General features: G+C 73.4%; 9 protein-coding genes and 3 pseudogenes. 1 reads left to right on the forward strand and 11 read right to left on the reverse strand.

All coding sequences use genetic code 11. The annotated features are described in order from the left end of the window. The 9 genes and pseudogenes from AB0411_RS28085 to AB0411_RS28120 all read right to left on the reverse strand — a co-directional run. Positions 1–450, reverse strand: a pseudogene (locus AB0411_RS28085) (two-component sensor histidine kinase); the annotation flags it as partial. 223 nt (positions 451–673) lie between these two features. Beyond that, positions 674–1,600, reverse strand: coding sequence for a ribokinase (locus AB0411_RS28090; protein WP_366420167.1), 927 nt, complete (start codon positions 1,598–1,600; stop codon positions 674–676). A gap of 58 nt (positions 1,601–1,658) precedes the next feature. Next, positions 1,659–2,486, reverse strand: a pseudogene (locus tag AB0411_RS38165) (D-ribose ABC transporter substrate-binding protein); the annotation flags it as partial. 143 nt (positions 2,487–2,629) lie between these two features. Then, positions 2,630–3,595, reverse strand: a pseudogene (locus tag AB0411_RS38170) (ABC transporter permease); the annotation flags it as partial. 28 nt (positions 3,596–3,623) lie between these two features. Further along, positions 3,624–5,198 carry a sugar ABC transporter ATP-binding protein gene (locus AB0411_RS28100; protein ID WP_366420074.1) on the reverse strand — a complete coding sequence of 525 codons (1,575 nt, stop codon included), beginning with the start codon at positions 5,196–5,198 and terminating at the stop codon, positions 3,624–3,626. A 156-nt stretch (positions 5,199–5,354) separates the two neighbouring features. Continuing rightward, positions 5,355–6,356, reverse strand: coding sequence for a LacI family DNA-binding transcriptional regulator (locus AB0411_RS28105; RefSeq protein WP_366420168.1), 1,002 nt, complete (start codon positions 6,354–6,356; stop codon positions 5,355–5,357). Between the two features lie 581 nt (positions 6,357–6,937). Next, positions 6,938–7,063, reverse strand: coding sequence for a hypothetical protein (locus tag AB0411_RS28110; protein ID WP_366420075.1), 126 nt, complete (start codon positions 7,061–7,063; stop codon positions 6,938–6,940). Positions 7,064–7,592: 529 nt separating this feature from the next. Next, positions 7,593–8,021 carry an organic hydroperoxide resistance protein gene (locus AB0411_RS28115; protein ID WP_366420076.1) on the reverse strand — a complete coding sequence of 143 codons (429 nt, stop codon included), beginning with the start codon at positions 8,019–8,021 and terminating at the stop codon, positions 7,593–7,595. Between the two features lie 410 nt (positions 8,022–8,431). Further along, the gene (locus AB0411_RS28120) at positions 8,432–9,451 is read right to left on the reverse strand and encodes an NADP-dependent oxidoreductase (RefSeq protein WP_366420077.1); all 1,020 of its coding nucleotides are present in this window, start codon (positions 9,449–9,451) and stop codon (positions 8,432–8,434) included. Between the two features lie 88 nt (positions 9,452–9,539). Between AB0411_RS28120 and AB0411_RS28125 the strand changes: the two genes are divergently transcribed. After that, positions 9,540–9,971 carry a MarR family winged helix-turn-helix transcriptional regulator gene (locus tag AB0411_RS28125; protein WP_366420078.1) on the forward strand — a complete coding sequence of 144 codons (432 nt, stop codon included), beginning with the start codon at positions 9,540–9,542 and terminating at the stop codon, positions 9,969–9,971. A gap of 103 nt (positions 9,972–10,074) precedes the next feature. Here the strand turns inward: AB0411_RS28125 and AB0411_RS28130 are convergent, their stop codons facing one another. Further along, positions 10,075–10,437 carry a DUF1330 domain-containing protein gene (locus tag AB0411_RS28130; RefSeq protein ID WP_366420079.1) on the reverse strand — a complete coding sequence of 121 codons (363 nt, stop codon included), beginning with the start codon at positions 10,435–10,437 and terminating at the stop codon, positions 10,075–10,077. Positions 10,438–10,743: 306 nt separating this feature from the next. After that, complete coding sequence (locus tag AB0411_RS28135) at positions 10,744–12,387, reverse strand: MFS transporter (RefSeq protein ID WP_366420080.1); 1,644 nt, start codon at positions 12,385–12,387, stop codon at positions 10,744–10,746. Between the last annotated feature and the right edge of the window lie 35 nt (positions 12,388–12,422).

Below are 12,422 nucleotides of genomic sequence, written 5' to 3' on the forward strand. Positions count from 1 at the left end.
AATACGACCCAACGGCGACAACACCCGCCCCGCCATCGCATAACCGAACGCGAACGCCACCACCGTCAAACCCAGCAACGCCAGCAACGAACGGTCGAGGAAGGTGTGCAGGGCCAGCGCACGCTGGTTGCGGATGCAGTGGCCGATCGCGGCGTTGATCTCGTCGGCGGTGCCCGCGGAGGGCAGGCCGGGACAACTGAGGTTGCTCAGCCGGACGTTGCTGCCGAACACCCGGAACTCCGGGGTGCCCTCCTTGAGGGTCCTGGCCGCCAGCAGGTAGATGAGCGTCAGCAGCACGATCCCGGCCATCAGGAACATGCCGCCGTACAGCAGCGCGAGCCGTATCCGGATGGTCGGACGCAGCCACGGTGCCGGGCGGGGGTGCGGCGGAAGGCTCCCGGCGGGCTGCGGCGGTGCGGCCGGCGCGGCGGGCGGCAACGAGGGGGCCACGGCGGTCAGCCCCGCGGGCCCGGTGACGCGGGCACGGCGACGGATACCGGGACGGCGGGTGGGTGCACTGCTGGTCCTTCCTCAGATCCCGTAAGGCACACGACAGTTGCCCCACAGCACCCATCCTGCCCAAAGGACCCATAAACCGGCAGTAAGCACGGATCGTCCCCCAGGTCCCGGCCCGCCGCCGCGCCGGGACCTGCGGGCCGTCACCGGCCGGGCCTCAGTCCCGCGGCAGCTCGGGCGCCAGGACCTCCAGCTCGGCCCGGGTCGGGTAGGACGGCTGGGCCCCCGGCTTGGTGACGGCCGCGGCGCCCACCCGTACGGCGAAGCGTGCCGCCTCGGGCAGCGAGTCGCCGCGGGCCAGGCGGGTGGCGAGGGCGCCCGTGAAGGCGTCGCCGGCGCCGGTGGTGTCCACGGCCTTGACGCGTACGCCCGGGACCTCGGCGGCACCGCCGTCGTCCAGGACCAGCGCGCCGTCGCCGCCGAGGGTGACCACGACGGAGCGGGCGCCCCGGTCGCGCAGCGCCTGCGCCCAGGCGGCGGGCGTGCCGTCGGTGAGCCCGGAGAGCTGCCGCGCCTCGTGCTCGTTGACCACCAACGGGTCGGCCGCCGCGAGGAGTCCGGGCGCCAGCGCGGCCGCCTCGGGGGCCGGGGAGGGGTTGAGGACGACGCGGGTGCCGGCCTGCTCGGCGGCCGTGGCGGCGGCCCGTACGGACTCCATGGGGATCTCCAGCTGGAGGGAGACCACCGAGGCGGCGGCGATGGTGTCCTCGGCCGCCGCGACGTCCTGCGGGGTGAGGGCGGCGTTGGCGCCGGGCGAGACCACGATGCTGTTGTCGCCGTCCGGGTCGACGATGATCATCGCGGTGCCGGTGCGGGCCGTGTCGTCCACGATCACCGGGGTGACGTCGGTGCCCGCGTCGCGCTGGGCGCCGAGCAGCAGTTCGCCGTATGCGTCGCCGCCGACCCGCGCCAGCAGCGCGGTGCGCCCGCCGATCCGGGCCGCCGCGGCCGCCTGGTTCGCGCCCTTGCCGCCGGCCGACTCGACCAGGTCGGTGCCGGTCACGGTCTCGCCCGCGCCGGGCCGCCGGGCGACCCGCACCGTCAGATCCGCGTTGGCCGACCCGACCACCAGGACGTCGTACATCCGCCGCTCTTCCACTTCTCTCCTCTGTCGTGGCCCGGCGGACCGCCGGGCCGCACTCTCAGCCGTCGAACTTCGCGGCGTTCTTCGCCGTCACCAGCACCACCGGCACCCTGACCGACTGCGGCAGCTTCTCACCGCGGGAGGCCTTCAGCGCCCACTCCACGGCCTGCTTGCCGAGGAGTTCCGGCTGCTGGGCGACGGTGGCGGTCAGTGTGCCGTTGCGGACCGCCGTGACGCCGTCCGGGGTGCCGTCGAACGCCACCACCTTCACGTCCTTGCCGGAGCGGCCGCCCAGCGCCTTGGACGCGCCCAGCGCCATCTCGTCGTTGGCGGCGAACACCCCGCCGATGTCGCGGTGCGCCTGCAGCATGTTGGACATCACGTCCATGCCCTTGGTGCGGTCGAAGTCCGCGGGCTGCCGGGCGACGACCTGGATGCCGGGGTACTTCTTGATGCCCTCCTCGAAGCCCTTGCCGCGCTCGCGGGCCGCGGAGGTGCCGGCCTGGCCCTCCAGGAAGGCCACCTTGCCCTTGCCGCCGAGCGATGCGGCCAGCGTCTTCGCGGCGAGCCGGCCGCCCGCGACGTTGTCGGAGGCGATGGTCGAGCCGACCTTGCCGCCGTTGACCCCGCGGTCGATGGAGATCACCGGCACCTTCGCCCGGTTGGCGACGCCGACGGCCGGGACGGCGGCGTCGGAGTCGACCGGGTTGATGATGGCCGCCTTGACGTTCTGGCTGGTGAACGTCTCCATCTGGTTGATCTGCTGGGTCGGGTCGTTCTGGGCGTCGGTGATGTTGAGGTGCAGATGGCGGGCGTCCGCCTCGGCCTGGGCGCCCTTCTTGATGCCGACGAAGAACGGGTTGTTCATCGTCGACAGCGCCAGCCCCAGGTCGGTGTTGCCCCCGCGGTCGCAGCCGGCCAGCCCCAGGGCGGCGGTCGCGGCCAGCCCGGCCGCCAGCGGCATCCGCAGCCGCGCTGCCCTGCGCGCGGTCGTCCGGGCGCTCCTCGCCTCGGTCCGCCGGGCGTTCATCGCGCGCTCCGGCGGCGCAGCGTGTCCAGCAGCACGGCGAGCGCGATGACCAGTCCGGTGGCCACCTGCTGCCAGAACGCCGACACGCTCAGCAGGTTGAGGCCGTTGCGCAGGACGGCGAGGATCAGCGCGCCGATGAGGGTGCCGGAGGCCTTGCCGGAGCCGCCGGAGAGGCTGGCCCCGCCGATGACGACGGCAGCGATCGCGTCCAGCTCGTAGCCGGTGGCGGCCTGCGGCTGGGCGGAGGTGAGCCGGGCGGCGAGCACGATGCCGGCGACCGCGGCGAACAGCCCGGACAGCGCGTAGATGACGAGCTTGCGGCGCTTGACGTGGATGCCGGAGAGCCGGGCCGCCTCCTCGTTGCCGCCGATCGCGAACATCGCCCGGCCGGAGTAGGTGCGGGCCAGGACGAGCGCGGCGATCAGCCCCATGGCGATCATGACGAGGACGGGCACCGGCAGCCAGCCGCCGAGGGTGTCACCGAGCGCGCCGACCGAAGAGGGGAAGGCGATCGGCGAGCCGCCGGAGATGACCAGGGCCAGACCGCGGCCGACCGAGAGCATCGCCAGCGTGGCGATGAAGGCGGGCAGTTTGCCGTAGGCGACCAGGGCGCCGGAGACCAGACCGGCCCCCGCGCCGACCGCCAGGCCGAGCAGTACCGCCATCCAGACGGGCAGGCCCTCGTTGGTCGCCGCCCAGGCGACGACGGTGGCGGCGAGACCGGCGACCGAGCCGACGGACAGGTCGATCCCGGCCGAGACGATCACGAAGGTGACGCCGAAGGCGAGGATCGCGGTGACCGACGCCTGGACGCCGACGTTGAGGAGGTTCTGGCCGTTGAGGAAGTCCCTGGACAGCACCGCCATCACCACGACCAGGGCGATCAGTCCGCCGAGCGGGCCGTTCCTGAGCACCGCCCGGGACAGCCAGGCTCCCGCGCCGTCGCGGTCCGGTGCCCGCCCCACCGCCTCGGCGGCGGCTCCCGTCTTCACCTCAGTGGACATCGGAGCCCTCCATCGCGCTCTCGTCGTTGTGCTTCGGGGACTGGAGCGCCAGCTCCATCACGGCGTCCTGGGTGGCCTCGTCGGCCGACAGCTCTCCGGCCAGCCGGCCCTGCGACATCACCAGCACCCGGTCGCTCATGCCGAGCACCTCGGGCAGATCGCTGGAGATCATCAGCACCGCGCGGCCGGACGCGGTCAGTTCGTTGATGAGCTGGTAGATCTCGACCTTGGCCCCGACGTCGATCCCGCGCGTCGGCTCGTCGAGGATCAGCAGCCTGGTGTCCGCCAGCAGCCATTTGCCGATGACGATCTTCTGCTGGTTGCCGCCGGAGAGGGTGCGGGCGCTCTGCCCCAGCCCGCTCATCCGGACCTTCAACTGCCCGGCGACGGCGGCCGCTTCGCGCCGCTGCGCGCCCCGGTCCACCAGCCCGCCGCGGGTGTCGCGGTCGAGGCGGGCGAGGGTCAGGTTGTCCTGGAGGGAGGCGTCCATGACCAGGCCCTGGCCCTTGCGGTCCTCCGGTACGAGGCCAAGCCCGGCGCGCATGGCGGCGCGGACATCGCCGCGGGCCAGCTCCTTGCCGTCGACCTCGACCGTGCCGGCGTCGTAGCGGTCCACGCCGAAGACCGCCCGGACCACCTCGGTGCGGCCCGCGCCGACCAGCCCCGCGAGACCCACGACCTCGCCGGCCCGCACCTCGAAGTCGATGCCCTCGAAGACCGGCCCGGCCACCGAGCCGTTGCGGGTCAGGCCGCGGACGCGCAGCAGGGGCTCGCCCGGCGTCCCGGGACGCCGGCGCGGGTACTGCTCGGCGATGTCCCGGCCCACCATGAGACGGATCAGCTCGTCCTCGTCCGTCGAGGCCGGCACCTGGGCGACGGAGCGGCCGTCGCGCAGGACGGTGACCCGGTCGCCGAGTGCGCCGATCTCCTCCAGGTGGTGGGTGATGAAGATGACGCCGACGCCGGTCCCGCGCAGCTCGCGGACGATCCCGAAGAGGGTCTCGACCTCCTCCGAGGTGAGGACCGCGGTCGGCTCGTCCATGATCAGAACGCGCGCCTCCAGGCTCAGCGCCTTGGCGATCTCGACCATCTGGAGGCGGGCGATGCCCAGTTCGGCGACCGGGGTGTTCGGGGAGACGTCGAGCCGAACCCGCCGGAGCAGCTCGGCGGCCCGGGCCCGCATCGCCTTGCGGTCGACCAGGCCGAGCGCGGTGCGCGGCTGGCGGCCCAGGAAGATGTTCTCGGCGACGGTCAGCCCGGGGACGAGGTTGAACTCCTGGTAGATGGTGGCGATGCCGTGCCGCTCGGCGTCCTGCGCCGAGCGGATGGTGACCTCGTCGCCGTCCACGAGGATGCGGCCCTCGTCGGGGCGGTGGGCGCCGGAGAGCATCTTGATGAGGGTGCTCTTGCCCGCACCGTTCTCGCCGAGCAGGACGTGCACCTCACCGGTGCGCAGGGTCAGGTCCACGCCGTCCAGCGCGCGGACGCCCGGGAACGACTTCGTCACCCCCTCCACGCGCAGCAGTTCGCGGCCGCCCGGTTCGTCGTCGTTGACGCCGGTCATGCGCTGCCCCTCTCTTCCTCGGATGGCTTGTGCGGTGACTTGCCCGGGTGGCCCGTGAAGGCCTGCTCGGGTGGCCCGTGAAGGCCTGCTCGGGTGGCCCGCCCGGCCGGGGGAGCCGGGACCGTCGTGCCGGTCCCGGGCGCCGGGCGGGCCTGCTCAGGGGGTGGGCGGCTCGCCGCAGGAGCGGCGGGCGACCAGCCGGGCCGGCAGCAGCACCGACTCGACGGGCCGCCGCTCGATCCGCGCCAGCAGGGCGTGGACGGCGGCCCGGCCCAGTTCGCGGGTGGGCTGGGCGATGGCGGTCAGCGGCGGATCGGTGTGGGTGAACCACGGCACGTCGTCGTAGACCACCAGCGCCACGTCGTCGGGGACCCGCAGCCCGCGGGCGCGGAGTTCGTCCATCGCGCCCAGCGCCATCAGGTTGTCGGTGGCCAGCACCGCGTCCGGCGGCTCGGCGAGGTCGAGGAAGGCACTCATCACCTGCCGGCCGCCGGTGTGCTGGAGGTCGGGGGTGGCGCCGACCCGCTCGTCGGGCAGCGCGATGCCGTGGTCGGCCAGCGCCGCACGGAACAGGGCGAGGCGCTCGTCGCCGGTGGGGGTGCCGGCCGGGGCGACGATGATCGCCGGGCGGCGGCGGCCGAGGGCGGCGAGGTGGGCGGCGAGTTCGGTGAGCGCGGCACGGCCGTCGGCACGTACGCAGGGGGCGTCGATGCCGGGCACGGAGCGGTCCAGCAGGACCAGCGGGGTGCCCGAGGCGACGACCTCGCGGAGCATCGCCGAACCGGTGCCGGCCGAGCTGACCAGCAGGCCGTCGATCCGGCGGTCGAGCAGGGTGCGGATGTAGTCGTCCTGCTGGGCGGGGCGCTCGCCGGCGTTGCCGATGACCAGGCTGTAGCCGAGGCTGCGGGCCTCGTCCTCGACGGCGTCGGCCAGCTCGGTGAAGAAGGGGTTGGTGAGGTCGCTGATGATCAGGCCGAGCGCGCCGGTCCGTGCGGTGCGCAGCGCGCGGGCGACGTTGTTGGGGCGGTAGCCCAGCTCCTGCACGGCGGCGAGCACCCGCTCACGGGTCTCCGCGACGGGGCTGTGCCCGTTGAGAACCCGGGAGACCGTGGCGACGGAGACCCCTGCCCGTTCTGCCACATCTTTGATGTTCGCCATGGCGCCGTTGCCATCCTGTCCGGGCACCCGCTCCCGGTTCGGGGAGAGGGTGCGCATGATCGACATGTAATCGATTTCCTGAGCAATGCGTGGGGGCTACGAAATCGATTACACGGGTGGCACGTCAAGACGAGGTGAATGTTGCCTGCGTCACATCCATGGTGCAGGCAACCAAGGCGGGAGGGGCGCGGGTGTGCCGAGGGATGCGGAGACGCGGGTGCGCGGGGGCCGAGGGGCGGGAGGGACGCGGGCGCGCCGAGGGTCGCGGAGGCGGGAGGGACGCGGGTGCGCCGAGGGTCGCGGAGGCGGGAGGGACGCGGGTGCGCCGAGGGTTGCGGGGGCGCGGGTGCCGAGGGTCGCGGGGCCGAAGGGCGCAGAGGCACGGGCCGGCCGGGGCTCGGGGTGTTCAGGCGCGGGGCCTGCGCGCGCCGCCGCAGGACGGAGTGTTCGCTACTTGGGGCCGTCGCTGTGCGGGACACTCCGAGCCGGGGACCATCCGAGCCCGGGCACTCCCCCGTTGACCGTCCCGCTCGTCGGCGGGCTCCGGCCGTGTCCGGACCCAGCGGGGCCCGACCCTGCACTTACCGGGCGAACTGCCCCACACACGCGACGATCGCCACCAGCAGACCCAGCACCCCGATGACGACCTGCCATCTGTCAGACGGCGCCCACCGGGTGCTCTCCTGCTCCGTGTCCTGATCGTCCATCGCTCCTCCTCGCTCCTCCGGACAGGCCCCGGAGACCAGGGCCCCCGCCGACCGGTCGCCGGCGGAGCTGTGGGGAGGAACGCGGTGAAGCCCCGTAAGAATAGCGCGAGTTGACGCCACCCGGACGCGAAGCCCGGGGCCGGAGCGCGGTCCCGGCAACACGGCCCAGACCTGGGCGCCAGGACCCCGGCACCCGGCACCCGGCACCCGGCACCCGGCACCCGGCACCCGGCACCCGGAGCGTTGCCCCAGCGCTTCGCCGCGGACGTCGGGAGCCGGGGCCCGGAGGCCGGGGGCCGGGGCCCGGAGGCCGGGGGCCGGGGCCCGGAACCCCGGAGGCCGGGACCCGGGGACCCGGAAGCCCGGAGGCCCGGAGGCCGGAAGCCCGGAGGGGGAACCCCGGAGGGGCGAGCCGAGGACCGGGGCCGCCCGCCCCGGACGCCAAGGCGCGCACCCGCCGCGGACACCAAAGGGCCGCACCCCGTCATGGGATGCGGCCCCTGTGGAGAAGCGCCGGTGGCGCGGAGGGTCAGGCGACGGTCAGCGTGACCTCGATGTTGCCGCGGGTCGCGCGGGAGTAGGGGCACACCTGGTGTGCCTTCTCCACGAGGTCCTGGGCGGTGGCCGCGTCGACGTTGGGGATCGCGGCGGAGATCTCGACCGTGAGGCCGAAGCCGCCGTCCGCGGCCTTGCCGATGCCGACCTTGGCGGTCACCCGGGAGCCCGAGACATCGGCGTTCTCCCGGCGGGCGACGACGCCGAGCGCGCCCTGGAAGCAGGCGCTGTAGCCGGCCGCGAAGAGCTGCTCGGGGTTGGTGCCGGCGCCGCTTCCGCCCTGCTCCTTGGGCGGGTTGACGATCACGTCGAGCTTGCCGTCATCGCTGGCGACGCGGCCGTCACGGCCGTTCTCAGCGGTGGCGACGGCGGTGTAGACGACGTCGACGGACTGGATGGACATACCAAATCCTCCTGTGGTTCGCCGCGACTCGCGCCCACGGATCGCGACGGCTTGCCGCCGAGCCTAACGGTCGCACGCAAGCCCGCGAGGGCGGCACACGCTTCCCCGCGCACGCAAGCCCCCGAGGGCGGCACACCCTTCCCCGACCCGCGGAGGGTGCTCCCCCGGGGCGCCCCCGCGGACAGGAGCACCGCGCCGACCCGCCAGGAGCACCGACCCCGCCAGGAGCACCGGCCCGCCAGGAGGCGACCCATGAGGGACACCGGCCCACGAGGAGCACCGCCTCCCTCAGGAGCCGGGCACCGCCCCGGCGGGACCCACCGTCGGCCGGCCCGGCCGTCGCCGGTACGCGGGACGACCGGCCGGGCAGCCGCCGGCTCCGGCGCAGTCGCCGGCCCGCCGAGCCCCCGTCAGCCCGCGAGGCTCACGATCATCTTGCCGGTGTTCTCGCCGCGCAGCAGGCCCAGGAAGGCCTCGACACCGTTCTCGATGCCGGCCACCTTGGTCTCGCTGTACTTGAGTTCGCCGGAGCGTATCCAGGCGGAGACCTCCTCGACGAACTGCGACTGCAGCGCGGCGTGGTCGCTGACCAGCAGGCCCTGCAGGCGCAGCCGCTTGCCGATCACCATCGCGAGGTTGCGCGGGGCGGGGCTCGGCTCGGTGGCGTTGTACATCGAGATCATGCCGCAGATGGCGGCACGGCCATGGACGTTGAGGGAGCTGATGGCCGCTTCGAGGTGGTCGCCGCCGACGTTGTCGAAGTAGACGTCGATGCCCTCCGGCGCGGCCTCCTTGAGCTGCTTGGCGACATCGCCGTTCTTGTAGTTGAAGGCGGCGTCGAAGCCGTACTCCTCGACCAGGAGCTTGACCTTCTCGTCGGAGCCGGCCGAGCCGATGACGCGGGAGGCGCCCTTCAGCTTGGCGATCTGGCCGACCTCGCTGCCCACCGCGCCGGCCGCGCCGGACACGAAGACGGCGTCGCCCTCCTTGAAGGACGCGACCTCCAGCAGGCCCGCGTAGGCGGTCAGGCCCGGCATGCCCAGCACGCCGAGGTAGGCCGTGAGCGGAGCCAGCGACGGGTCCACCTTGGCGGCGCGCTTGGCGTCGAGCACCGCGTACTCGCGCCAGCCGAGGCCGTGCAGGACGTGGTCGCCGACGGCGAGCGAATCGTCGCGCGAGGCGATGACCTCACCGACCGCGCCGCCGTCCATCGGCTGGTCGAGCTGGAAGGGCGGGACGTAGGACTTCACGTCGTTCATCCGGCCGCGCATGTACGGGTCGACGGAGAAGTGGGAGTTGCGGACGAGGATCTGGCCCTCGCCCACCTCGGGCACAGCGGCCTCGCGCAGGGCGAAGTCCTCCGGGGTGGGCCAGCCGTGGGGGCGGGTGACGAGGTGCCATTCGCGGCCGGTCGTGGGCAGTGCGGACATAAGCGCGATCCTCCTAAAACTTCATGTACTGAAACAACCATGCTCCTCGATATTTCATGTTGTCAAGTAATTGGGTATCCTCGTCTGCATGACCCCCCGCGCAGACTCCTTGACCGTCGAGGTCGTCGATCTCATCGGCACCGTCGTCGCCCGCTACTACGAGGAGTACGAGCACGCCGCGGCCGAGCACTCCCTCACCGGCGCGCAGGCCCGGGTGCTCAGGCTGCTCTCCCTCGAACCGCTGCCGATGCGCAAGATCGCCCAGTGCCTGAAGTGCGAGCCGTCGAACGTCACCGGCATCGTGGACCGCCTGGAGTCCCGCGGCCTGGTCGAGCGCCGCCCCGATCCGGCCGACCGCCGGGTCAAGCTCGCCGCCCCGACGGACGACGGCGCGCGCACGGCCGAGGCACTGCGCACCTCGCTCGACTTCGCCCGCGAGCCTCTCGGCCGTCTGACGGTCGCCGAGCGGACGCTGCTGAAGGAGCTGCTGCAGCGGATGCTGGGCGTCGCGCCCGAGTGAACCGGCCGAGGCGGCCCGCCGGACAGCTCGCCCCGTTCCACGGCCCGTGCGGGCGCCGTGTCCATGGCGACGGTCAGCGGATCCCGCGGTGTGGTCATGGAGGTCAGCCCTCGGCGGCGTCGGCCGCGATCGAGGCCCGGATCTGCTGTGCGAACCCGGCCACCGTGAAGCCGGGGCCGACACCGTCGACGAAGATCAGGTCGCTGACGGCGTTGTTGACGCGCAGCGGAAGGATCTTCCGGTAGGCGGGCGAGTCGTACCAGCTCCGCGCCTCGGCCATGCCCGGAAACTCCAGCAGGACCGCCAGCCCCGGCCAGGCCCCCTCGACGACCTGCGGCTCACCCTGCGCCAGCCACCTGCCGCCGTACGCCCTGACGGTCTCCTCCACCTGCTCCAGGTACGCCAGGCCCTCCTCGTTCGGAACGCCGCCCGGTAGGCGCAGATGGTTGATCACATAGGCGCTCATCTCGAATCCTCCAGCCTGTCGCGGCACGTACCGAGGGGCAGGTCGAAGCCGCCGCTCACCGCGCCCGCCGAGAGGGGGCGCGCGGGTACCCGCGAGGCGGCCGGCCGCCAACGGAAAGGCCCCTCGCATAGGGCGAATTCACCCGATGTGCAGGCATTTCTCAGTGTAGGCGTCCGCGTAGGCGCTCCGCGGTGTCCGTGACGGGGGAGCCGCCTCGGGCGAGGAGCGCCCGGCATGGACGGACGGGATGGCCGGGCGGCCCCTACGTGGCGCCGCCCTGTGACCGTGCACCGCACGGCGCCCCCTCTAGAGCACAGGCGAACCGTCCGCAGGCACCCCGCCGCCCGCCGCACCAGCCGGCGACGCCACCGCTCCCGCCTGCGGCACACCGTCCGCCGCTCCCCCGTCCGCATCCCCCTCAACTCCCGTGCTCCGCAGGCCCCGCAGCAGCGTCAGGGCCAGTACCGCGGCGCAGACCATGACGCCCGCGGCGACCAGTACCGCCGTCTGCAGGCCGTGGGTGAACGCGGCGCGGGCCGCGGTCAGCAGCGCCTCCCCCGCCCGGCCGGGTAGTGCACCGGCGACCGCGGCGGCGCCCGCCAACGTCTCCCGTGCCGCGTCGGCCGCGGCCGCCGGCAGACCGGCGGGCAGTGCACCGTCGATGTCGCCCCGGTAGACCGCGCCGCCGATGCTCCCCAGGACCGCCATGCCCAGCGCGCCGCCCAGTTCGGTGCCGGACTCCAGCACGGCCGAGGCGGAGCCCGCCCGCTCGGGCGGCGCGAGCCCGATGGCGAGTTCATTGCCGAGCGACATCACCACCACCAGGCCCGAGGCGTAGACCGCCGAGGCGGTCAGGACGAACCACAGGGCCGAGCCCGGCTCCAGCCACGACAGCCAGACGAAGCCGCCGGCCGCGAGGAGGCACCCCAGGGCGATGACATGCGCCCGGTCCGTCCGCTGGGCCAGGGCGGCCGCCGCCGGTGCCATCCCGCCCACCGCGAGGGTCGGCAGCAGGTTCCACAGCGCCGCCTCCATGGGGCTCATGCCCCGTACGGTCTGCAGGTACTGGGTGAAGAACACCGCGCAGCCGACGATCGCGAACATCGCCAGCAGGTTCATCAGCACCGAGACGCTGAACCCGCGGTGCCGGAACAGCTCCAGGTCGAGCATCGGATGGCGGGCGGTGCGCTGCCGGTGCACGAACGCCGCGGCGGCCGCCAGGCCGGCCACCAGCGCGAGGACCGGCACGGCCGCCAGTCCATCCCGGGCGATCTCCTTGACCCCGTAGACCACCGGCAGCACGGCGAGCAGCGACAGCAGCGAGCCGGGCAGGTCGAAGCGCCCGGCCGCCGGGTTCTTGAACTCCGGGAGCAGCAGCGGCCCGCAGACCAGCAGCAGCACCATCGCCGGAGCGTTGAGCAGGAACACCGAGCCCCACCAGAAGTGCTCCAGCAGCACCCCGCTGAGCACCGGGCCGATCGCGATACCGCCGGTCACCGCCGCCGACCAGATCGCGACCGCCCTGCCGCGCTGCTTGGCCTCGTGGAAGAGGTTGCGGATCAGGGCGAGGGTGGACGGCATCAGGGTCGCCCCGCCGATGCCGAGCAACGCCCTTGCGGCGATGAGCATTTCGGCGCTCTGCGCGTACGCGGCGGCACCGGAGGCCAGCCCGAAGAGGAGGGCACCGGCCAGCAGCAGTCGGCGGCGGCCGATGCGGTCGCCCAGCGCGCCCATGGTGATCAGCAGGCCGGCCAGGACGAAGCCGTAGACGTCGAGGATCCACAACTGCTGGACGCTGCTGGGCTCCAGCTCCGCGGTGAGGAACGGCACCGCGAAGTAGAGGACCGAGACGTCCATCGAGACGAGCAGGCAGGGCAGCAGGAGGACGCCCAGGGCGGTCCACTCCCGGCGGCCGGCCATCGGTGCGGAGGTGTACGGAGTAAACGACATGGGTGACACGGTAAGCAGTGCACGCTTACGGCGCA

Origin of the sequence: Streptomyces angustmyceticus (assembly GCF_040701845.1) — a bacterium.
GTDB classification, from domain to species: Bacteria; Actinomycetota; Actinomycetes; order Streptomycetales; family Streptomycetaceae; genus Streptomyces; species Streptomyces angustmyceticus_A.